This is a genomic window from Methanobrevibacter sp., assembly GCF_015062985.1.
Taxonomy (GTDB): Archaea; Methanobacteriota; Methanobacteria; order Methanobacteriales; family Methanobacteriaceae; genus Methanocatella.
The window spans coordinates 76371-99063 of record NZ_SUTI01000002.1 but is presented as its reverse complement, the minus strand read 5'-3'; the positions used below and the strand labels follow the sequence as shown (position 1 = coordinate 99063).

The following is a 22693-nucleotide window of genomic DNA, read 5'->3' as shown; positions in this document are numbered from 1 at the left end:
CGTGGAATCAAATCTAAAGGAAAAGGCTCAGAACAAGCTAGAAGAAGAAAAATCTAATTTTTCTTCATTCCTTTTTGATAAAAATGATTCATAATATTAAATTCAGGGCTTTCGTTTATGAAAATGAAAGCGTCGATGAGATTTCTCAAGCTATTTTAAATTTACTTCCCGAAGCCGAAATCGAAGCCGAAGAGGCGGAAGGACTACTGGAAGACAGGATAATTATTTTATCAGGTGTCGTTTCCAAAAAAAGATATACAAAGACTTTTTTTAACAAACTTTTAGAATCTGTTGATTTGGATAAATTAAACAGTGATTTAGAGCGTAAAATCGATGAAAAGGGGAACTGGTTTTTAAGATTCGATAAGGAAGATGCTCTTGATGAAAAAATGACCATTCTTGATAAGGGCGATGCGATTCATTTCAAAATTAAGATTGCAGCGTTCCCTGCTAAAAAGCAAATTGCTGTTGATAAAGTCCGTGAAGCTATTTTAAGTGATTGAATGGATTTTGATGACATTATTCATGAATTGGAAGAAAATTCAAATGAGGATTTTGCCGAAAACATGAAAAGATTCGGCATCCGCTACGTTAAAAGTTATGGATTGAGACTTCCTCAGATTAGGAAAATCGCAAAGGCCTGCGGTAAAAACCATGAACTTGCATTGCAGCTTTGGAATCATGGATATCATGAGACCTACCTTTTGGCAACCCTTGTCGAAGATCCGGAAAAGGTAACGTCAAGCCAATTGGACGAGTGGGTCAATTCATTCTATTCATGGGACCTGGTGGACCAGGCATGCATCAACCTTCTGAGATTCATTCCGCAAGCCAGGGACAATATATTCATCTGGTGCAATTCAGATGAGGAATTCATAAAAAGGACTGCATTCAGCCTAATAGCCGTTCTGGCAGTTCATGAAAAGGATGCTGATTTTGACAAGTATTTTGAAATTCTCAAGGAAGGTTCCAGGGATAACCGCAACTTTGTCAAGAAATCCGTCAACTGGGCAATAAGACAAATAGGCAAGTCAAGCTTGGAAAACAACAGGAAAGCTATTGGGCTTGCAAATGAAATTCTTGAAATGGATGACAAATCAAGCAAATGGGTTGCCCGCAATGCTTTAAAGGAATTGTAAAGCGACAGGGTTCAATGCAAATTCGCTTCATCATAAGTTAAGTTTATTTTAGAAAAGGTTCAATATATTGTCAAGGGATCAATATGGAAAAACAAAGTTACTATCTAATTATTTTGCTGATTGCTCTTGTCATATGCGTGGGAGTCTTTTGGTTCCAGTTCAACAACAATGTGGCTACATTCATACTTATCAATGAAACTGAAGTTGCCGAAAACGAAACCTTTTCGGGAGTTTTGATGGATGCATACAGCTATGGTGTGGCAAATAAGACAATCACATATCACAAGCCGGGTAATGATATGGGCACTCTTGTTGATGTCGTCACTGATGAAAATGGTGAATTCACGATAGAGCATGCAGAATATGTGCCTGACGCAAAGAACGGAAATTATTATGGAAACTTTACCTTTGCCGGTGATGGAAAATATCAGGGTTGCACCTATGAGGGCAATGTAGCCGTAATTGCAGGATAATCCGTTTCTTAAGCAGGAATTTGATTAAAGATAATATTTCTGATTTAATGTTTTTAAAGCATGCAGGTTAGCTTCATGCATGAAAAGTTCATATGCTGTTCTATTTATTCTATAAGAAACCTATTAAACGATTAAACCGGGATGTGGAACCATGCATGATTTTTTTAGTTCAATGCATAATTTTTTTAATATGTTAAATCTAATACTTTTATCATGAAGAGGATTTTTAAATTTATCGAAAAATATTTTTTCATAATAATTTTTCTGGCAGTTGTTATTTCACTGGTTTATCCAAATGCATTTCAATGGGTTTTAAGTGACTATAACGGCATAAACATATTGAATCTGCTTTTAAGCATTGTTCTTTTCACAATGGGAACCACTTTGAAGGCGGATGACTTTATCAGAGTATTTAAAAATCCAAAGGAAATTTCTGTGGGACTTATAGCGCAATATGCGGTAATGCCTCTTTTGGCATTGGCGCTTGCAAAATTCTTTTCTTTAAATACTGCGTTGACTGTTGGACTTATATTGGTTGGAACTGTGCCTGGAGGAACAGCTTCCGATGTCATTACATTCCTTTCCAAGGGAGATGTGGCATTGTCCGTTTCATTAACTGCATTTTCCACTGTGATTTCACCGATATTAACTCCATTAATCACATTACTGTTAATTGGCAATCAGATTCAGTTTAATCCGGTTGACATGTTCATTTCAATAATTGAAATCGTGATTATTCCAATCGTTTTAGGTTTAATATTAAATTACAAATTCCCTGATTTCTGTGAAAGACTAAAGGATTATCTGCCTGCAATATCATCGATTGTAATTTGTTTAATTGTTGCAGGTGTAATTGGTGTCAACAAACAAGCAATATTGACATCTTCAGCAATAATAATTGTTGTCATTATTCTACAGTATTTCCTTGCCATGCTGCTTGGATTTGCAGTGGGCCATCTTGCTGGAATGGATAGAAAGCAAATTGTCACAGTAGCCATTGAGCTGGCTTTTCAAAATTCAGGTTTGTCCACAGGCCTTGCAAAGACTCATTTTCCGAGTCTGTCTCAAGCAACCGTTCCAGGTGCACTTTATTCCGTTTGGCAGAATTTTGCCGGTTCAATCCTTGCATACGTATTTAGGAGATATCTGTCCTGAAAATCTTCTGTTTGTAGGCGTTGGGAGATTATTGCACAATTGATGCCATATTTATCATTCATAATCTTCACAAAAACTTCCGTAAACTACAGGATGGCCTAAATTGCAGTAATACTCAACCATCCCGCCACTGCTAAAATCACCCTCTATTGCGCCTTCACTATCTAAAAATTCTTCGTAGCAATGTATGCAATTCAAATTGCAATAGTTTCCGCGAGTCATTTTATTCTCTTCCATTTCTGTACTGATCATTTCTTTTTCTATATTATCAGCCAGGGATTTTGATGGATGTTTATTCTGTTTTATGTCAGATTTGTCTATTTTAGTTCCGCAATTACCGCAATAATTATCTGATTCATCTATTTTAGCTCCACAGTTAGTACAAAAATTGGCCATATCATACATTCCCATAATAGTCTTATTAAGCAGATTTCTGTCAAAAAACTTATTTATATTTGGTGTATTTTTTTTCTGATTTCCACCAGAAAATTAATTTAAAGATAAAAAATAGCTATTGATCTTAAAAAATAAAAAATTTGCAAGAAAAACTTGCAAATAATTAAAACTATATGATTTAAATCAAATCAATAATTTTAATCCGGAATTAATATTCATCTTTGTCAGTTCATTCTTTTTTTTCCATTTTCTGGAATGATTTAATGATGTCTTCAATGCCTTGTCCTTCTGATGCGGCTTCAAATACATTTTTGATTAAATCCATAATGTTAATTTTTTTATCTTCAGGAGCTTCAGAAGTGGAACTGTCAATAGCTAAAGCAATATCTTCTGCTTTTACAGTTTTTCTTTTTGCATATTTTGCATAGGTAACTGCTTTTTTAGATATGTCTTCTGCGTAATCTTCTAAGAATTCAGTTAATGCGTCTACTGCATCAGCACTTACTCTCTCAGCACCAGCTTCTTGGATAATCCTTTTTACAGGAGCCTTAGGAATTGCCATATTTTTCACCTCCATTTACATTATTTGTTTAATTATATAACTAATGTAAGATTAAAGCTTTTCCATAGTTCTGCCTATAAAATTAATTAATTTTCATTAAATTAACAAATTTTAGTCTAAATGTTAAAGTGAATCCTATCAATATTGTGTCTTTTTCAAATTGGTCCTGTTAAACTAATTTCAATCAAAACTCGTTGGTGATTGAATATTTTTCTAATTTCTCATAGGTTGGTCATACATGAAGATCTCCTATTTGCCATAGTGTTATATTGAATGATGGATTGTTTTAATGTATATTTTTATTAGTTATCATCATTTTTATCAATTGGTTTTTTACATATTATTAAATATAATAATAATTAATTTTAGATTAATTTATTTTGTAGTTTATATCATTAAGTAGTTAAATAAATTATCATTATTTTAATTTAAACGATACATTTATATATGAGTTAAACACAATATATTATTAGACGCACATGTTGCTGCGATTTTTAAGAATGTGTGTTGGCCATCACCAATTGAGGTTAAATTATGTCTGAAGAAAAAAGGATTAATGAAAAAGAAAAATTGCCATTCGCTAAAAATGAAATATACCGTCTGATGAGAGAAAATCTTGACAGCGATAAAATGATTAAAGAGCAAGTAAAAGTCGAGATGAACAAATTTCTATACGGTATTTTAAAAAATGTATGTAAGCAGTTAAATGAATATCCTTACACTACCGTGGATTATGGAATGTTTAAGGAATGCATTTATCCATATCAAAATATAAAAAAAATTAACCAGGAAAAAGAAAGAATTCTAATGCATTTGGATGCCATTAAAGCTGACTGTGATGCATTAGCAATCGATGTTGAAAAAAGTTTAAGATTGAAAGATGCAGTTGAAAATGACTCAATAGCTGATTTTTCAATCCAATGAAGAAAAGGACGAATAGTCTTTTTCTCATTTTAACTTAATATGTAAAATTTTAAAGGATAATTAAATCATTCCAACACCTTCAAGCATTGCTTCAATACCTAAAATGATAATGGCAACGCCGCCGATGATTTCAATGTAGTCTGCATATTTAATGGCCATTTGAGTTCCATATGTTCCAATTAAAAGCCATATTATGACGGCAATTATGCTTAAGATGCTAAGAATGATGGGATTTACATGAGCTGTAGCGCCTTGTGATGCCAAAATCAGGTTTTCAATGTTTCCAAAAATAAGCAAAGTTGAAAATTGTGCATATTCCTTTAATTCAACCATGATTATTCACCACCTTTTGATTTGATATTTTTCACCGCTCCATAAACCGCCTGAATACCTAATAGGAATATTGCAAGTCCTCCGATAAAGTTTATGATGTTTGAATATTGCATTGCAGCATCAGTCAAAACTGTACCCAGCACCAGCCAGATTATAACAACGATTATGCTCAAACCACCTAATACTTTAGGATCCACTCCCTTAACAACGCCCTGTGATGCCAAAATCAGGTTTTCAATGTTTCCAAAAATTATTAGCCCCATAAAGGGCAAATATTCCTCTAACATACTTTTGTCACCTATTATTATTATTTCATTATTATTGTCAAATTGATTAGTTGACAAACATAATAGAAGATATGTTAACTGTACCTATGTATATTTTCCGAAAATGTTTATTAAAGGAGTATTCATTGAAAAAATTCGAAACACCGTATTTGATGTTCGGATAGGGGTTCTGCATTGAATTGCATTGTTTTTAGTATTAACAATATGTTTTATATATGATGATTTCTAAAAAAATAATTGTATAGTCCCGTAGGGTAGCGGCAATCCTTTTGGGCCCTGGACCCAAAGACAGCGGTTCGACTCCGCTCGGGACTATTTGATTATCTAATTTTTTTTAATCTTTTCATTTTTTTCAGTCCCAATCTGACATGAAGCAAATGCTCAATCTTCTATGGATTAACAATAAATTTAATGATTATGAAAATAATATTATTATTAAGGATTGTTATTCTGTACATATTTTTTTTAAAATCTATGAGGGATGAACTATGAGTGTTAATATAAGTGTTACTAAAGGGATTATGGAATAGACCTGCTTAGGGTTGTATCCATGTTGATGGTGCCTATGGTTCATATATTGGGTCAGGGAGGCGTAATTGGTGCTACTGTACCGCTTTCACTACAATATGAATCAGCATGGTTATTAGAGTCAATACTGTTGGTTGCTGTTAATTGTTTTGTTTTGATAACAGGTTATGTCTATTATGGTAAAGAGACCAGATATTATCGTTTATTAACGCTATGGGCGGAGGTTTTATTTTATTCCATAATTATTATAATCGCGCTGAAATTTATATTTCCTAATGAAATTGGTTTGGAACAATATTGGAAAGCAATTATTCCTACATTTTTTACTAAAGCTCAATTTAGTAGATATTGGTTCTTCACAGCATATGTTGGAATGTTTTTGCTTTCACCGTTTATAAACTTAGGATTGAAACATTTTACTAAAAAACAGGATTTGTCAGTATTTTTAAGTTTATTCATTATATTTTCACTGTTGCCTGTAATTTTAAATCAGGATATGGCATTTACTCTTAATCAGGGATACAGTGTTTTATGGTTTTTAGTGTTATATTACACTGGCGGCCTTATACATAAATATGAAATATTTAAAATGTTTAAAAATTACAAATGGCTTTTGATTTATGTTGCATGTTTTTTAATATCCTGGATATTGAGGTATGTGCTTGATGTATCCGGTTTAATAGAACCTGGATTTAACATATATTCATTTAATTGTTATTTATCTCCATTATATTTCATTGGAGGTATTGCATTATTCTGTTTCTTTAAAAAAATGAATATTACTAAATCAGCCGTCATATCTGTTATAGAATTCTTTACTCCGGTCTGTTTTGCAGTCTATCTTATACACAATAACATGTCACTTGCACATTTCTTCTTTGATAAAAAATTTGAATTTATAGCTCACATGGATCCAATTTCATTGTTTATAAGTGTCATTCTTATTGGAGCAGGAATATTTGTTGTTTGTGGTTTAGTTGATTGGATAAGAGAGTTATTATTCAGAAAATTAAAAGTTAAAAAGAGATTTGCACAATTTGAAGAGAATATATACTTGAAATTTGATAAGTATTTAAATTCAAATAGTTAAATGATGCAAATCATCATTTTTTTTATTTTTTTTCGGATTTATCATTATCATATGATTAAAAAAATATGATGATAAAAGGAATGATTTGAATTTTCATTTGATTGTGATGCATTCGTTGGGACATATGTCTACACAGGTTTCACAGTAGCTGCATTCCTCAGGTTCATTGATGGTTAGTTTACCGTCTTTAAGAATCAGAACTTCCATAGGGCAGATGTCTGAGCAGTCTCCGCAATCATCACATTTGTCGGTGTTTATTATAATATCAGCCATTTTTTTTAACCTCCAAAATAATAAAATGAGAGTATGTTTTTTAGCATACTCTGTGTCCACAGCATTTTTCAGGGTCATGTGGGATATTAGGGTCATGGTGATCAGGATACGGTTTTCCACATGTCAGCGGACCTCTTCCACGGGCGGATCCGCAGCATCCTCCCATCCTTTTGTTGTGATTCAATATTGAATCGATATCCAAGCCTTCCACTTCCCCGATATAGTCTATTGTTTTGCTGTGGCATTTCGGACACATTTCATGTTCGCCGTTTAATGTTATCCAATTGAATCCGCATTCTTTGCAGATATATTCCAGATTGTCAGCCATTATAATCATCTCTTATTTAAATATTGCATAATCCTCTTCCCTGTAGTGGTGAACCGCATTCAGGGCAGATTTTTGTTCTGCATGGGACGCCTCTAATTTTTGGTTCACTGTAACCGCAATTAGGGCAGCTGCATGTGTCATTTGACATTTGATTTCTTCTATTGTTTGTGTTTAATTTGCGAATGTTTGTTGATTTGCAATCAGGACATTCTTCGTATTCCTTTTCTGGATTTGACCATTGAAAACCACAGTCTTCGCATAAGTATTTGTTCGGATCAATCATTGTATCACCTTTTACAACAACTATTGGTCGGCCTTCAATTAAAGATGTGGCCAGTTTATGTCTTGCGGAATTTAGGATTCTGTGGAAAGTTGACTGTGAAATTCCCATGAATTCAGCAGCCTCAGTTTGCTTTATATCATGATAGTCTTTAAATCGGATGGCTTCAAACTCATCTACTGATAATTCAACAGGGTCCTGATTCCTGTTCAACTCATGTTTGTGACATGTAACTACTCTTCTTCTTCTTTTAGGCCTTACCATATTATTCTCCCCAAATTTATCTTCAGGTATTATGAATATATATTCATAACTACTATATAAATGTTGTTGCCATATGATTGCAGAATCATGGGGTATGGTGATGCATCTATCTCCTCCTATGATTATTGGTGTTGGTTGTGATTTAAATCAAAAGTAAGTTCAAAGGTACAGTTTAATGAAACCTTTCTAGTATTAAAAGCATTGATATTATAAATCAATTGTTTTTTCAGTTGTACATACACATTTCTTAAGCTGGAAAAGAAAAATGGGTAGTAATTATATATAACTTGAAATTTAAATCATTAATTAATTAGAATTATTTTGGAAAGAGTTGTATGAAAACTCATGTGATAGTTGTATAACTTTTGTTCTCTCTACACTACTTTTTTTAGAATTCATGATAATTGAATATTTTCATCTATGCTGGATAAAATGTATCGGCTGGAACGCCAAATCATGTACCATAACTTGAGCCAAAGATATTAATGCAACTATTGTTCTGTTATTGGAAAAGTTGCAGTGTAAGATACTAAAATTATTACAAACAATCGATGAAAAGCAATTATTGTCACGCCAATGTCGATATGAAATTACTTTAAAAGTTGTCTGATATTCGAATATTCTTCTAGTTTAATAATATTGATTTTATTTCAAACAAAAACTATATAAATTGATTAATTTAATATATATCTGAAGAATTAGTATTTAATTAAGAATTAAGTTAAAATACATTTATTCAAATATTTGAATAATTTTTTATAAATAACTATTTAAATATTTGAATAATTATTTATATATGTTAATTCAAATATTTGAATATAATAATGAGGATGTTGCTATGATTGAAAAGGAAGAATTAATCGCAAATTTCATTAAAGATGAATTGACTGATGTTCCCAATATCTTAAATAAAGAGTTATCTAACAATAATATGAAATTCAACTCCCGAGAAGAATTGGATGAGATAAAAGGATACTTGGATACTTTTTTAAAAGAAGATACTTCAAATAAGATTATAGTTTTGCCAGGTCTTAGGGGTGTTGGCAAAACAACATTGATTCTACAGGTATATGAATATCTCTTAAAAGAAAAGAATATTCCTCCCAATAATGTGTTATACATTTCCTTTGATGATTTAAATGATTTGGTTGAATGCAATATAAGACAGATGGTTGAAGTATACCTGAAAAACATATTTCATGCAAACTTGAGAAATTTAGATGAAAAGGTTTTCATATTCGTTGATGAATCACAAATCGATAAAAAATGGGCTTCCTCTGGAAAAGTAATATACGATAAATCATATAATATTTTCATGATATTTACAGGTTCTTCGGCTCTTCATTTGGAACGCAGTGATGATCTTGCAAGAAGAATGCGTAAAAAATCCATAACTCCTCTAAACTACACACAGCATTTAAAATTAAAATATGGTATTGACGTAAGTTGTTTGTCTGCTGATTTAAGAGATTTGATATTCGTTGGAGATATTAATAATGTTTTATCATCAGAATTTAAAGCAAATAACTTATTGACCAATTGCTTGGATTACTCTTCTACAGATTGGGAGGAATATTTTAAATTCGGTGGTTTTCCAATATTGTTTGACAAAAAGTCTCATAGGGAAATATGTGAGGATTTGGTTGAAATTACACAAAGGGTCATTACAAAAGACATGCCGCAAATAAAAGAGCTTTCATCTGAAAACCAATCCAATGCAAAGCGTATTTTAAGATATTTTGCTCTCCAACAGCCTGGAGAATTAACACAAGCGAATTTGGCAAATTACTTGAAAACATCAACTGCAAATGTAAATAAGATATTGGATTTGCTTGAAAAGACCCATCTGATTTTCCATTGTGAGCCGTATGGTGGTTCAGCCAAAAGGGTTAAAAAATCATGGAAATATTATTTTGCAACACCCAGCATCAGACATGCCCTGTCAACCAAAGTGGGAAACCCATTGCTTGGAAGTGATGATTATGAAGGGTTCCTTCTTGAAAACCTAGTTGCATCAAATTTGTTTAACTTATCCAATAATCAATTCACAAATTTCACTATCTATTATGATGCCGACAAAAAAAGAAATGTTGATTTTCTGATTCAAAAAGATTGCGAAAACATCATTCCAATCGAGGTAGGTCGTGGAAAGAAAAAGAAACTACAGATTAAACATGCCATCAACAAATATAATTGTCAATATGGTATAGTGGTTGCAAATAACTACTCTTCTGTAAAAAAGGAGGATGACGTAATTTATATACCTCCAAAAACATTTTCATTTTTATGAAATAGCTATTAATTATATATAACTTAAAAATTAAATCATTAATTAGTTAAAATTATTTTGGAGAGGAGTTATATGAAAACTCATGTGATAGTTGTATAACTTTTGTTCTCTCTACACTACTTTTTGAAATTTAAAATAATTAAATATTTCATTCACTTGTTAATTGTGCGTTTGAATTAAAAAGAGTATTATGTTTCCAAAGAGTTTTTGGATTATAGTATATATTTGGATTTCTAATGTTTTTCATAATCTTTTGTGGAAGTAATTATATATTATTAAAAGATAAATATACATAACAAGTTTAGCTGGGATATTTTTAGAGTTTCTTTAATTTAAATCAAATATTTGTTTCAAATATGTTCAATGAATTATAGTTTACTCATGTTTATTATTATAGAACTTTAAATGATTTCATGTTTATAAAAGTTATAATCGGTGGTTTTATTATGATTTACACTCTCGATGAAATAAAGGAAAAAACTATACCTATTGCAGAAAAATATGGTGTTTCTAGAATGAGTCTGTTTGGATCTTATGCACGGGGTGAAGCAACTGATGAATCAGATGTTGATTTATTAATAAACAAAGGTGAAATCAAAGGTTTAATAGATTTCGTTGATTTTATTCATGATTTGGAACAATCTTTAAAATGTAATGTTGATGTTGTAACAACAAGTTCACATAACAAAAAATTTTTAGAAAAAATATGCAAAGATGAGGTTTTAATTTATGGGAAATAGGGATTTAGAATATCTTGATAACATTATTGATTATTGTGATAAAGTTGAAAAAATTCTTAATGAATTTGATTCCAATTATGATGAATTCATTGTAAATGATATCTTTCAATTATCTTGCAGTATGTGCATTATCCAGATTGGGGAAAATGTTGATAGGTTATCTGATGATTTTAAAGAAAATTATAATCATATTCCTTGGCGTAGTATTAAGGATATGCGTAATATCATGACTCATAAATATGAATCCGCAGAATTTGATGTTATGTGGTATGCATTGACAGTTGAAGTTCCTGAATTAAAAGAAGAGTTAGTTAAGTTGAAAAATATCAATTTGTAACAATCCATTTACTTTTTTCAGGTTTTTTTGGATTTGTATTATATGTTTCCGATTATAATCGAATTATGGATTACTTTTGTTTATTAATCTTTTATAATTTCGTTTCCTTTTTTTAGTAATAATTATATGTGCTGAAATAAATATTATTCATTTTATCGAAATTCAAATTAATAAATGTGATGTGCTTGCTTGAAGAATTAATTAAAAATATTAGTAATGTTTGGTCCACTTTAGATAAAAATGAATTGAAATCTTATATGATTTCAGGATCTATTTTTTTAGAACTAATTGGACTTGTTATATCATTAGTGTTATTCTTAATCGTAGATTTGCCTGCCTCATTTGTATTTAATATTATCATCGGTTTTACAATACTTACATTATTATCAGCAATAATAGTTTATAATCGTGATTATCTTGATGGAAAATATGGATTATTTTATGAAGAATATAAAGGCCTATCTTATCAGGGGGGGGGTAGTTTTATTTTTCATTCCTGCAAGTATTGCATTTGCTTTTATTATTTATCCAATTGCTTCACGTCAAGGAGGGATATATTCTGCCATTGGATTTTGTTTAGCAGCATTATACCCTGCATTTTTCATGTTTTTAAGAATTAATGTTTATAAAAATGAGAACAGTCGCAAATTAGTAACTAAAGATAAAAATGGGAATATGATTATAGAATATGTTATAGGATATCATCCTGCTATTTATTATATTTTTGGAAGTCTTATAAGTTGCCATCTAATTGGATTTTCATTAATGAAAGTTATATCAAGCATTGCAGAAAGTAACTTAGACATATGTTACTTAATCTACTTCATTTGCTCATTACTAATCGTTTCATTTATATTGTCTCCAGACATAGCAAATAAAATTCTACCATTCGAATTAAAAGAAAAGAATGGTTTAACAAAATTTTTAATAATTGGAATAATACTCATGGCAATAATGGGTTCATTATTTGTAAGTTGGTAAACTAAAATTTTAGATTAATTATTGGTTGTGTATATGATATTTCAATCAAATTGTTTCCAACAATGACTTGTGTTATTGCATTGCTTAAGTATTGTAGATGGGGGTATAGCTATTAATTATATATAACTTAAAAATTAAATCATTATTTAATTAAAATTATTTGAGGAGAGTTATATGAAAGGCGATGTATATTACGGAAAAGGTATCCGAGAATTGGAAGATGAATATCCTGATTTATATGATTTGGTTTCTAACATCAACGAAACTGTGTGGGATGGCAAAGTCTTGGATTATAAAACTCAAAAATTAATTGCAATTGGAATTACCGCTTCCCGTGCAGACCCTAGGGCTACAAAAAAACAAATCCGAAGTGCAATTGAAGTATTGGGGATTACTAAAGAGGAAATTGTGGATGTTTTAAGGGTTGTTCTATTGACTTCAGGCATGCCCGCATTTTCCAAATCACTTCAAATACTGAACAGTGTTACTGCAGCTATTGAAGAAGGAAGAGGAGACGACTAATCTTCTTTCACTTTTTTTTAACCCATAAATGTAACCGAGATTATTATGAGTAGGGTGAATCCGATATAGCAGACCATTCCATAGTTAAGGAATACTGTTTTCATTGGATTTTCCAGTTCCACTTCTGTTTTTACATTATTTAATTCTGCTTTTTTATAGTTGAGCAGTCCAAGCAATCCGAAAAACAATGATATGAGGATAATTGACATATAAATGGCCAGGATGCTTAGGTTGAATGGGGTAAATGAGCCCTGCATGAGGGCGTCTGCGCTTTCAGCCACAATCAAACTCAATACGGATCCAATCAGATTCAGGAAGATATGTATCATGATTGTATAGATAACCTTTCCGGTTTTCATATAGACGTAGGCGAAAAATCCGCCAAGCAGAAATGCGTAGAAGAACTGATTCAGATTTCCATGCATCAGCCCGAACAATGTCGCGGAAAGTATTATTGATATTCTGGCTCCATATTTAACGGTTCTGTCAATTAAAAGCTTTCTGAAAATCAGTTCCTCAAAAATAGGTCCCATAATGCTTATTATTAGGAGATTCAGCATTATGTCAGAGGAATTTATTAAATTCTGTATTGGATTTGAAATATCGCTTTGAGTTGCAGTTCCTATGATGGAGGTAATTGCAAGCCCCATGATGTTTCCGATTATCATCAGGGTAAAGCTTATGCAGAAGTACAGCAAGAATTTTTTGATGCTTAAGGACTCCTTTTCTATACTTTTGCTGTCCAGTTTCCTCATTAAAAATAAAAGGATTGGAAACGGCAGTATATAATTGCAGATTGCTGTCAGTATAACATGCACATTGAAATTGTTGCCCCGTCCTATATTTCCAATCAGGTTAAGTATGACCAGTGCAAATATTAAGCTGCATATGAGATATATCAGGTAGTTAAATCCTATTTTTGAAAAGAATTTTTTATTCAGGTTCAATATTTCACCGCTTTTTTTGTATGTCTTTATTTTTAGAGTTAATATATTTAAGTGTTTGTGAATAATTTTTCACTATAACTTCATGTTAATGAATTATCGTCTTGGCAGGAGTTTTTTCTGTTTGTGTTTTGAACTGTAGAATTTCATCGTTTTGTTTGCATTTACGCCATCTTCTGGTTCAGATTTCATTTTTTTCATTCAGGTGTAAATTAGTTTTGGCATGCCTAAAATTTATATATTGCTTTTCATAAATAGTATAATTGTAATTGAAATTTTTTAGGTTTTCCTAAAATTTTTTAATTGATAGGATATTTAAGGATTGTATTAAAATGAGACGTGAAGAATTTTTTGATAAATGTATTGAACACAAACACGCGTTACTTTTTGCAGCAGGAATAGCTACTGCAATTGTAGGTAAAAAAGTATTGGAATCAAAAACTGCAAAAGATGCAGCAACAAAAGGCATGGCAAGTGTTATGTCTATTAGAAGAGATGCAGAAGAATGCTTTGAAGACATGAAACAAAATGCTGAAGATATTGTTGTGGATGCTAATGCAGAAACCAAAAAGGAAATATACGTAGAGTCTAAAGAATAGTTATTTTTTAAGGTTAAAAAATGAAATATCAAGTGATGTATGACAGGGGGTCTCGCTTAAGGCTTCGTTCCGGTCAGTGTGCTTTCACTAAAAGGGAAGGCTACGGCATCGCTTCATTACTTTTAAATCAAGGCTTCATACATGAGGTATATACCTCACATAGGAATGGAAGCATTCTAATATACTATGATGAGGGCATTGAAAATAAACAGAAAATATTGGATATTGTCGATGGAATTACAATCGATGATCTCTTTGAAGCCGAACCAACACAGGTTCAGGATTCAAATGAGATAACCGGTAATTTCTATTTAAAATTAGCTAAAATGCTTTTGCACAGGGGAGTTTATAAAATATTCCTGCCAATCCCTCTTAGAAATGCTTTAACCATTTATCATTCTGCAAAATATATCTGGGATGCTATTGACAGTTTGACCAGATTCGACATTGATGTTGCTTTGCTGGATGGTGCTGCAGTTGCAGGAGCGTTGCTGCATCACCAATACAAACCGGCCAGTTCAATGATGTTCTTATTGTCAATCTCCGATGCATTGGAAGACTACACAGTACAAAAAGCCAAAAGCACTTTAAAAGATAGTTTGGCTTTAAATATTGATACTGTATGGGTAGTAGGAGATGACGGTGAAGAAAAACAGTGTCCTGCTGTCGATATTGATAAAGGGGATAAGATTAAAATCCATATGGGTGATGTCATTCCTGTTGATGGTAAAGTAATCGATGGTGAAGCTATGGTTAATGAAGCTTCAATGACTGGAGAGCCATTAGCCGTTCATAAAAGACCTGGAAAAACAGTGCATGCTGGAACTGTAATTGAAGAGGGCAACCTGATTGTTGAAGTTTATTCGATGAATAAGGAAACAAGATTGAACAAAATCATTGACCTGATTGAAAATTCAGAAGAGCTTAAGGCCGATACCCAAAGCAAGGCCGAAAAGCTAGCCGATTCAATTGTTCCATACAGTTTCATCGCCACAGCCCTAACTTATCTGATTACAAGAAATCCGACAAAGGCATTGTCTGTGCTGATGGTTGACTTTTCATGTGCAATCAAATTAACTACACCGCTGTCCATTATCTCAGCAATGAGGGAAGCGTCCGATAATAGGATGATGGTCAAGGGCGGTAAATTCTTGGAAAATTATGCAAATGCCGATACTATAGTATTTGATAAGACAGGAACATTAACCAATGCTACTCCAAAGGTTGTTGATGTAATTCCAATGTCTAGAAGATACAAAAGGGATGATATTTTAAGAATGGCCGCATGCATTGAAGAGCACTTTGCACACAGCATTGCTACAGCTATAGTAAAACAAGCTAAAGAAGAAGGTCTTAAACATGAAGAGGACCACAGTGAAGTTGAATATATTGTAGCTCATGGTATTGTAACGGAATATGAAGGCAAACGCGCAGTAATAGGCTCAAAACACTTCCTTTTCGATGATGAAAACGTTAAGGTCACAAAGACACAGGAGAAAAAGATTGCAAAAAATGCAGCCGAACACTCTGTAGTCTATTTGGCTATCGACGGAAAACTCGAAGGCATAATCTGCATTGACGATCCGGTACGTGAGGAAGCTAAATACGTTATTGAAGAGCTTAAGCAGTTGGGCATTGAAAATATTATAATGCTTACTGGAGACAGCGAAAGTGGAGCTCGTGCTGGTGCTAATGCATTGGGCATTACCGAATACCGTTCTCAGGTTCTTCCGGAAGATAAATCAAGAATAATTGAAGAACTTAAAGCGGAAGGAAAAACAGTCATTATGGTAGGGGACGGTATCAATGATTCACCTGCTTTGGCAGCTGCAGATGTATCCGTTTCAATGAAAAATTCATCCGATATTGCCCGTGAAGTTGCAGACATATCACTGCTTTCCGATGATTTGCATGACCTTGTAACACTTAGAAGATTAAGTGTCGGAATGCTTGATAAAATCAATAAGAATTACCAAAATATTGTCGCGGTAAATGGAACTCTTCTTGCTTTAGGAGTATTCGGTGCTATTTCCCCATCCACTTCTTCGATGGTGCATAATCTTTCTACAATGCTCTTTGGAGCTTTGAGTACCCGTTCTGTCTTAGGTAATGACGATTTCAAGAAAGAAATAGAAGTTGAAGCTATTGAAGTAGCTGATGCTTCTTAATTTTATTTTTTTTTCAATTTTTTTTTAAAAGTTTTTATAGTATAATTGGCATAATTAATAGTGTATAAAAATTTAAGCTAGTGATTAAATGTTTGAAAATTATAAGAATAAATTCATTCCGTTGATTTTACCGATTGTTTTAATATTGATTTGGTATGGTATAACTGATGGTTTAGAATTGTTTTCTTCATATATACTGCCAAGCCCTATTGATGTGGTTAATTCTGCATTGAATGTAATAAATAACGGCAGACTATTGACAAATACTATTGACACATTATATAAAGTATTTTTAGGTTTGATTTTAGCATCTGTTGTCGCTATTCCTGCAGGAATAATACTTGGATGGTATAAGACTTTAGAAGATTTATGTACCTTTGTTATCAGTGTTTTAAGGCCGATTCCACCGGTTGCATGGATTCCATTTTCAATTCTATGGTTTGGAATAGGAACATTCCCCGCAGTATTCATCATTTTCATGGGTTGTGTATTCCCTATTCTGGTCTATACAATCGACGGTGTTAAAAGGACAGACAAGGTTCTTGTCGAATCAGCTCAAACACTTGGAGCCAATGATTGGAATGTATTGAAACGTGTGGTAGTGCCGTCAACTGTTCCGTATATTGTTTCCGGATTGAAAGTGGGTATTGGAATTGCTCTAATGTGTACCATTTCAGCAGAAATGATTGGATCAAGCAGTGGTTTAGGATATATGATTTTAACTGCAACAAACCTTTTCGATACAGGTACAACTGTTGTTGGTATGATTGTAATTGGATTAATCGGACTTGTATTTGACTTTGTATTCAGCAAAGCTCAAGATAGGATATTCTGGTAGGTGTTTCACATGTCTATTGAAGTTAAAAATATTTACAAAACTTTTAAAAGCAAAAAAACTGACAAGTTGTCCGTTTTAGAAAATATTAATTTAACTATTAATGATGGTGAACTGGTCTGTCTTTTAGGTCCGTCCGGCTGCGGCAAAACAACTCTTTTAAGATTGATTGCAGGCCTTGAACAACCGACTTCAGGCGAAATTGTTGCAAATGGCGAAGTTGTCAAGAAGCCGTCCGGAGACAGGGCAGTTATTTTCCAACAGTATTCCCTATTCCCATGGCTGACAGTACTTCAGAATGTGACTTTCGGTTTGGAAATGACAAAAGGTACTTCAAAGGAAGAAAATATTGCTGCCGCTGAAAGATACCTTACAAGTGTAGGATTAATTGACTTTAAGGATAGCTATCCTCATGAACTTTCAGGTGGTATGAAACAGAGGGTTGCAATTATCAGATCATTGCTTAATCATTCACCTATTCTGCTCATGGATGAACCGTTTTCTGCAGTGGATATGCAAAATAGGCACAGTCTTCAGGAACAGCTGATTGGGGTTTGGAAAAGATTTAAAAATACAATAGTTTTTGTAACTCACGATGTTGATGAAGCAGTCTATTTGGCAGATAAAATTGTCATCCTAGATAAAAAACCAGGCAGAATTGCCAAAATTATTGAAGTGGATATTGAAAGGCCAAGAAAAAGAGAATCACCTGAATTTATGGCTCTTCAAGAATCTATTGTTGAACAGTTGAATATGGAAGAATAATAGTTAAATTTTTGCTATTAATGTTCCATAATTTCCATTTTTTATTCCTTCATACACATAATCCAGAGCCTTTAGGATTGATGTGTGAAGGTCATTGTTTTTTGCAAGATAAGCAACGATTGCAGCTGAGAGATTGCATCCGGTGCCATGAAGATTGTCTGTTTTTATCAGTTCCTGTTTTTTGATTGTTATTTCACCGTCAATGTTTATGGTGTTAATTCCATCCAGATGTCCTCCGGTGATGAGATTATTGCATATTATCTTTTCAGAAGCTTTTATGGCATCCTCTTTAGTTTTAATTTCAATGCCTGTCAGTTTTTCAGCTTCAGATATGTTCGGTGTAGTCAATATTGATTTTGGAAGCAGATATTTGTTTAAAGCTTCAGCAAGATCTTCTTTAGTCAAATCACCGCCTGATGTAGCAACCATTACCGGGTCAACAACTGCCTTTAAATTGTACTCTTTAACTTTTTTTGAAACCAGTTTGATAATTTCTGGGGAGTATAACATTCCTGTCTTGATGAATTCGACTTCATATGAATCTAAAACGGCATCAATCTGCTCAGAAATGTAATTTTCATTAACAGGCAATGTTGAGAAGAATTTATAAGGGTTTTGTGCTGTTAGTGCAGTGACAATCCCTGTTCCGTAAACTCCAATTGCCTGAAATGTTTTCAAATCGGCAAAGACTCCGGCGCCTCCTGACGGGTCGACACCTGCAATGGACATTACAATCATTCAATCATCCCGGGTAACTTTTAATCTTTCAGACCCACGGAAGGACTCGACATTCACTTTAAGTTCTTTTAAGTATTGTCGGGTATGTGTTTTTTCACCATGAATCATTATTTCACCTAAATCTTCAGTAGTATTGACATCCAATGCCATGAAAAATGAATCATGTACCTGAGGGTTTAGTTTTTTCCTTTCAGCGGTCTGCACATGCTTCTTGTAGCTGAATCCTTCAAATTTTGTGTGGATGGCCATAGGTTTCATTATAATCATATTTGTCCCGCCACCTTTGGATGGAACAATAATGAAGTCCAGGCTTTTTCCAGCATCAATCAGCATTTTAATATTTGTTTTTCCAATCAGGGGAATGTCTGATGGGACAATAATGATTTTTTTAGTTTTTCCTTTGCATAATTTCATTGCCTGTGTCAATGCTTTGTTTAAATTGGAATTGTCATTTTCCAAAATGGGATTCACATTTAAACTTTCCGCATAATCTAACACATCCTGGTCACGGCTGATAATGAAAATTTTATCCACATGCTTCTTTAAGGTATCAGTCACATCTCGAAGCATTACTTTTAAGAGCTTTTCCCTCTCTTCCTCTGATAAGAATGGGGAGAGTCTGGTTTTTGCGTTTTTGAATTTAGTAACGGGAATTATTGCGTATATGTCATCCATTCAAATCACTTAATAAGTTTTAGCTATTAAAGCAAGGTATTTTGCATCGTCACCGGTTGCTATGCATTTTCCTTCATTGACTTCTTCCTGAATTCCTAAAATGTCATAGCCTGTTTTTTCCTCAATGTCCTTGCCTGTTTGCTCATCTCCGTTCCAGTAGAATTTGACCACATTGCCTGATTCGACAAGTTCTGCAATTTCTTCTATGTCCTCTGCAAATTTGACATGGCTTTCCTGGAAGTCCAAGGCTATTTTTGACATGTTTTCGCTTGTTTTTTCAAGCAGTTCAATTACCCTGTCAGCCAAAGTGTCATCTAATGGGAGTTCGATTTTTTCTCCTTCGTCCCTTCTCATGGCTACTGTAATGTTGTTTTCCAAATCCCGTGGTCCCAATTCAAGTTTCAATGGAGTTCCTTTCAGTTCCCAGTCATTGAATTTCTTGCCGGGCCTGATGTCCCTGTCATCAATGTTGACTCTCAATCCGGCATTTTCCAGTTGGGTTCTGATTTCACTGCATTTTGCCAAAACTTCCTCTTTTCCTTTTTTGAACAGAATCGGAATTATTGTGATTTGGTTAGGTGATACTTTTGGAGGAAGGCGAAGTCCCTTTTCATCCCCATGAATTCCGATGACTGAAGCAATTACCCTGTCGGATACTCCTGCACAGGTCTGATAAACGTATTTATGTTCTCCGTCTTTGTCTTCAAATGTGATTTCAAAGGTTTTTGCGAAAGTTTGGCCAAGATTGTGGATTGTACCGATTTGCAGGGTTTTTCCATTTGGCATAATCACATCGAAAGCCATTGTGTAGTCTGCCCCTGGGAACTTGTCCCATTCAGGCCTTTTGGATATTAGGTATGGGATATTCAGGTCATCAAAAAATTCCTTATACATTCCGATAAAGTCCTCGACCTGTTCATCGGATTCCTCTTTTGTTGCATGGGCGGTATGGGCTTCTTTAAATGTTGTAATTTCCCTTACGCGTATCAGAGGTCTGGTGTGTTTAGTCTCATATCTGAAGGTATTTACAATCTGATACATTTTGATTGGAAGGTCAATGTGTGTTCTGATCCATAATGAATACATTGGATAGATTGCGGTTTCACTGGTTGGTCTTAAGGCCAGCTGTTCGTTCAATTCCCTTTGGCCGCCTTTTGTTACCCAGTACACTTCATCCTCAAAACCTTTTACATGGATTCCCTCTTTTGCAAGTTCGCTTTCAGGCACAAGCATTGGGAACAGGACTTCATCATGGTCTTTGTCTAATAAGTTCTTTATTATGTTCATTGAATGTTTTCTTATTTGAAAACCGTATGGCCTCCAAACTGCCATTCCTTTAATAGGATATCTTGAATCAGTAATATCTGCATTTTCTAAAATATCATGAAACCATTCGTCAAAATTTTCCACCAATATCACCTAAAATAATTTTTATAATATTAAATAATCTGTTTTTAATTAATATTAAAGTTATTTAATTTTTCTTAAAGATTGTGTTGTCTGTGAAAAAGTAGAAGATGTTAATTAAAATAAGTCTCTGCACATCTAATTCGCAATTTAATATTTTTGGTGTTTATATTTGAAGTAATTGTAAAATTAATTTCATGACAGTGATTTAGAAAATTATTTTAATATTAATTTAGATATTATTAATTATAGTTTACTTTGTGTTGCTAGGGGTTTTTTTCAATGAAACTGTATAAGTTTTGTATTTTCTAGCTGATGCTGATGGGATTTTTGATAATCCTAATCATGTTGATTGGGCATTTTATTTTTTAGATGCAGGTTTAGCTATTGCAACACCCTTTTTGGGTGGTGGTTTAAAAATAGGTACTCAAACTTTAAAAGTTTTTGTTGAAAAAAGTGTTGTTTACTTTAAGTGTTATTTTGTTGAAAAAATTGGTGTTAAAGTCAGTCTTGAAACAACTGAATGGGGTCTGGGAAAAATAATCATTAATAATCTGCATGAAAAGCCTATTAAAGAACAATTAAAAGATTTTATTAAAGAAGATTTTGTTTTATCTATTTTACAATTGTTTTTTTCAGGGGGATATGATTATCTTTTTAGGGAGGAGGTAAATTAATGAGTTGGGATATTGATACTAAAGAAAGACGTAGGAAATCAGCTTTAAGAACTTTGCTTTCAGCTATTTTGTGTACACCAATTGTCCTTATAACTCTTTATATTTGTGTTAGAGACATTAATAAATGTCTTTTTCTTTTATTGGGAATTATTGCAGCAACAATTTATTATGCTATTATGATATATAAAGGAGATTGGATTGATAGAAAGATAGGTGTTTATGATGATGATTTTTATGGTGTATCATATCAAAGTGTAAGTGTTGTAATGTTTTCATTATGGATAGGTTTATCAATTTGTTATTTTGGGTTTGGTTTGATTGAAAGCGGCATTACTTCTGCTATCAGTTTTTGTTTTGCTAGCCTTTTTGTAGGTTTTTTGACATTATTGAGAACAGATGTATTTAATAATAACAGTCGTCTTTTATTAGTGGAGGATGAATTTGGAAATAGGTATTATAAGGAGGTGTTAGGTTATCATCCTGGTTTCTTTTGGGTTCCTCTTATGGCAACTGCTACTTTGTTGGGTATGTGTTTACATAATCTTTTGGATAGTATTTTTTTCAGTAGTGGATCATTGTTGATAAATATGTTTTGTGTTTTTTTATCACTTTTTGTTTGTTATTTGGCTGTTTCACCACATATTGTGAATAAATTTCTGCCTTTTGAAAATAGAACCCCTGAAGGGCTTTTTAAGTTTTTCATGATAATTCTATTCATTACATTTATTTCGGGGTTATTTGTCATCGATGTAAAAGGCTTTTAAAAGGTTAGTTTAAATTATGTTCACTTGGTAGTGTTATTCATCAAGTTTAAAATGCAAAATTAAATTTCAGGACATATTAATTATCATTTGATAAGATGAGAATATAAAAAAACTAAAAATATTATGATTGATAGACAATGTGAAAAGGTTTTTATCTTTGTGAATAATATCTTGGATATGAGTTATCCGGATTTTTAGAAAAAAATATCTGGTGGTGTT

Annotated in this window: 27 protein-coding genes, 1 tRNA gene and 1 pseudogene; 18 read left to right on the top strand and 11 right to left on the bottom strand. The window is 32.9% G+C overall.

Annotation, left to right across the window (positions count from 1 at the left end; translation table 11 throughout):
- Positions 1-83 precede the first annotated feature (83 nt).
- The 4 genes from E7Z77_RS01425 (at position 84) to E7Z77_RS01410 (ending at position 2767) form a co-directional block, all read left to right on the top strand.
- Positions 84-503, top strand: a complete 420-nt coding sequence (locus tag E7Z77_RS01425; RefSeq protein WP_292749365.1) for an RNA-binding protein — start codon at positions 84-86, stop codon at positions 501-503.
- The gene (locus E7Z77_RS01420; protein WP_292749363.1) at positions 504-1139 is read left to right on the top strand and encodes a DNA alkylation repair protein; all 636 of its coding nucleotides are present in this window, start codon (positions 504-506) and stop codon (positions 1137-1139) included.
- An 83-nt stretch (positions 1140-1222) separates the two neighbouring features.
- Positions 1223-1612: a hypothetical protein gene (locus tag E7Z77_RS01415; RefSeq protein WP_292749362.1), complete on the top strand. Its 390-nt coding sequence runs from the start codon at positions 1223-1225 to the stop codon at positions 1610-1612.
- 213 nt (positions 1613-1825) lie between these two features.
- Positions 1826-2767, top strand: coding sequence for a bile acid:sodium symporter family protein (locus E7Z77_RS01410; protein ID WP_292749361.1), 942 nt, complete (start codon positions 1826-1828; stop codon positions 2765-2767).
- Between the two features lie 54 nt (positions 2768-2821).
- Here the strand turns inward: E7Z77_RS01410 and E7Z77_RS01405 are convergent, their stop codons facing one another.
- The gene (locus E7Z77_RS01405) at positions 2822-3178 is read right to left on the bottom strand and encodes a zinc-ribbon domain-containing protein (RefSeq protein WP_292749360.1); all 357 of its coding nucleotides are present in this window, start codon (positions 3176-3178) and stop codon (positions 2822-2824) included.
- 355 nt (positions 3179-3533) lie between these two features.
- Positions 3534-3725 (bottom strand): annotated as a pseudogene (locus E7Z77_RS01400) (histone family protein); the annotation flags it as partial.
- A gap of 534 nt (positions 3726-4259) precedes the next feature.
- On the opposite strand from E7Z77_RS01400, the gene E7Z77_RS01395 reads away from it, so the two are divergent.
- The gene (locus E7Z77_RS01395) at positions 4260-4649 is read left to right on the top strand and encodes a hypothetical protein (RefSeq protein ID WP_292749358.1); all 390 of its coding nucleotides are present in this window, start codon (positions 4260-4262) and stop codon (positions 4647-4649) included.
- 60 nt (positions 4650-4709) lie between these two features.
- On the opposite strand, the gene E7Z77_RS01390 is transcribed toward E7Z77_RS01395, so the two are convergent.
- Both E7Z77_RS01390 and E7Z77_RS01385 read right to left on the bottom strand, forming a co-directional pair.
- Positions 4710-4982, bottom strand: coding sequence for a hypothetical protein (locus E7Z77_RS01390; RefSeq protein ID WP_292749356.1), 273 nt, complete (start codon positions 4980-4982; stop codon positions 4710-4712).
- Positions 4983-4984: 2 nt separating this feature from the next.
- Entirely contained in the window at positions 4985-5269 is a 285-nt protein-coding gene (locus E7Z77_RS01385; RefSeq protein WP_292749355.1) for a hypothetical protein, read from the bottom strand.
- Positions 5270-5512: 243 nt separating this feature from the next.
- Here E7Z77_RS01385 and E7Z77_RS01380 point away from each other — a divergent pair.
- Together E7Z77_RS01380 and E7Z77_RS01375 are read left to right on the top strand one after the other, a co-directional pair.
- Positions 5513-5584 (top strand) — tRNA-Gln (locus E7Z77_RS01380).
- Positions 5585-5795: 211 nt separating this feature from the next.
- Complete coding sequence (locus tag E7Z77_RS01375) at positions 5796-6887, top strand: acyltransferase family protein (RefSeq protein ID WP_366510227.1); 1092 nt, start codon at positions 5796-5798, stop codon at positions 6885-6887.
- A 93-nt stretch (positions 6888-6980) separates the two neighbouring features.
- On the opposite strand, the gene E7Z77_RS01370 is transcribed toward E7Z77_RS01375, so the two are convergent.
- The 3 genes from E7Z77_RS01370 to E7Z77_RS01360 are packed head-to-tail and all read right to left on the bottom strand — an operon-like array spanning position 6981 to position 8032.
- Entirely contained in the window at positions 6981-7160 is a 180-nt protein-coding gene (locus tag E7Z77_RS01370) for a 4Fe-4S binding protein (RefSeq protein ID WP_292749354.1), read from the bottom strand.
- Between the two features lie 40 nt (positions 7161-7200).
- Positions 7201-7488, bottom strand: coding sequence for a DNA-binding protein (locus tag E7Z77_RS01365; RefSeq protein ID WP_292749352.1), 288 nt, complete (start codon positions 7486-7488; stop codon positions 7201-7203).
- A gap of 16 nt (positions 7489-7504) precedes the next feature.
- Positions 7505-8032, bottom strand: coding sequence for a DUF134 domain-containing protein (locus E7Z77_RS01360; protein WP_292749350.1), 528 nt, complete (start codon positions 8030-8032; stop codon positions 7505-7507).
- An 838-nt stretch (positions 8033-8870) separates the two neighbouring features.
- On the opposite strand from E7Z77_RS01360, the gene E7Z77_RS01355 reads away from it, so the two are divergent.
- From E7Z77_RS01355 to E7Z77_RS01335, 5 genes are all read left to right on the top strand, one after another.
- Entirely contained in the window at positions 8871-10322 is a 1452-nt protein-coding gene (locus E7Z77_RS01355; protein ID WP_292749348.1) for an AAA family ATPase, read from the top strand.
- A gap of 413 nt (positions 10323-10735) precedes the next feature.
- The gene (locus E7Z77_RS01350; RefSeq protein ID WP_292749346.1) at positions 10736-11062 is read left to right on the top strand and encodes a nucleotidyltransferase domain-containing protein; all 327 of its coding nucleotides are present in this window, start codon (positions 10736-10738) and stop codon (positions 11060-11062) included.
- On the top strand, positions 11052-11399 hold the full coding sequence (locus E7Z77_RS01345; RefSeq protein WP_292749344.1) for a HepT-like ribonuclease domain-containing protein: 348 nt from the start codon (positions 11052-11054) through the stop codon (positions 11397-11399). The genes E7Z77_RS01350 and E7Z77_RS01345 overlap by 11 nt, the downstream gene beginning before the upstream one ends.
- Positions 11400-11819: 420 nt before the next feature.
- Positions 11820-12380, top strand: a complete 561-nt coding sequence (locus E7Z77_RS01340) for a hypothetical protein (RefSeq protein WP_292749342.1) — start codon at positions 11820-11822, stop codon at positions 12378-12380.
- Positions 12381-12554: 174 nt separating this feature from the next.
- Entirely contained in the window at positions 12555-12902 is a 348-nt protein-coding gene (locus E7Z77_RS01335; protein WP_292749340.1) for a carboxymuconolactone decarboxylase family protein, read from the top strand.
- A gap of 17 nt (positions 12903-12919) precedes the next feature.
- On the opposite strand, the gene E7Z77_RS01330 is transcribed toward E7Z77_RS01335, so the two are convergent.
- Positions 12920-13849, bottom strand: coding sequence for a type II CAAX endopeptidase family protein (locus tag E7Z77_RS01330; RefSeq protein WP_292749338.1), 930 nt, complete (start codon positions 13847-13849; stop codon positions 12920-12922).
- Positions 13850-14178: 329 nt separating this feature from the next.
- Between E7Z77_RS01330 and E7Z77_RS01325 the strand changes: the two genes are divergently transcribed.
- The 4 genes from E7Z77_RS01325 to E7Z77_RS01310 all read left to right on the top strand — a co-directional run bounded on the left by E7Z77_RS01325 (position 14179) and on the right by E7Z77_RS01310 (position 18213).
- Positions 14179-14445: a DUF6110 family protein gene (locus E7Z77_RS01325; protein ID WP_292749336.1), complete on the top strand. Its 267-nt coding sequence runs from the start codon at positions 14179-14181 to the stop codon at positions 14443-14445.
- A 20-nt stretch (positions 14446-14465) separates the two neighbouring features.
- Positions 14466-16613: a heavy metal translocating P-type ATPase gene (locus E7Z77_RS01320; RefSeq protein WP_292749334.1), complete on the top strand. Its 2148-nt coding sequence runs from the start codon at positions 14466-14468 to the stop codon at positions 16611-16613.
- Between the two features lie 88 nt (positions 16614-16701).
- Entirely contained in the window at positions 16702-17451 is a 750-nt protein-coding gene (locus E7Z77_RS01315; RefSeq protein WP_292749332.1) for an ABC transporter permease, read from the top strand.
- 9 nt (positions 17452-17460) lie between these two features.
- Positions 17461-18213 carry an ABC transporter ATP-binding protein gene (locus E7Z77_RS01310; RefSeq protein ID WP_292749330.1) on the top strand — a complete coding sequence of 251 codons (753 nt, stop codon included), beginning with the start codon at positions 17461-17463 and terminating at the stop codon, positions 18211-18213.
- 3 nt (positions 18214-18216) lie between these two features.
- Here the strand turns inward: E7Z77_RS01310 and thiD are convergent, their stop codons facing one another.
- From thiD to proS, 3 genes are read right to left on the bottom strand one after another with little or no spacing between them, the layout of a single operon-like run.
- Complete coding sequence (thiD, locus tag E7Z77_RS01305) at positions 18217-18951, bottom strand: bifunctional hydroxymethylpyrimidine kinase/phosphomethylpyrimidine kinase (RefSeq protein ID WP_292749328.1); 735 nt, start codon at positions 18949-18951, stop codon at positions 18217-18219.
- Positions 18952-19626 carry a 2-phospho-L-lactate guanylyltransferase gene (gene cofC, locus E7Z77_RS01300; RefSeq protein WP_292749326.1) on the bottom strand — a complete coding sequence of 225 codons (675 nt, stop codon included), beginning with the start codon at positions 19624-19626 and terminating at the stop codon, positions 18952-18954.
- Between the two features lie 9 nt (positions 19627-19635).
- Entirely contained in the window at positions 19636-21039 is a 1404-nt protein-coding gene (gene proS / locus E7Z77_RS01295; RefSeq protein ID WP_292749324.1) for a proline--tRNA ligase, read from the bottom strand.
- Between the two features lie 293 nt (positions 21040-21332).
- On the opposite strand from proS, the gene E7Z77_RS01290 reads away from it, so the two are divergent.
- Both E7Z77_RS01290 and E7Z77_RS01285 read left to right on the top strand, forming a co-directional pair.
- Positions 21333-21710 carry a hypothetical protein gene (locus E7Z77_RS01290; RefSeq protein ID WP_292749322.1) on the top strand — a complete coding sequence of 126 codons (378 nt, stop codon included), beginning with the start codon at positions 21333-21335 and terminating at the stop codon, positions 21708-21710.
- Positions 21710-22474, top strand: coding sequence for a hypothetical protein (locus E7Z77_RS01285; RefSeq protein WP_292749320.1), 765 nt, complete (start codon positions 21710-21712; stop codon positions 22472-22474). Before E7Z77_RS01290 ends, E7Z77_RS01285 begins: the two co-directional genes overlap by 1 nt.
- Positions 22475-22693 lie beyond the last annotated feature (219 nt).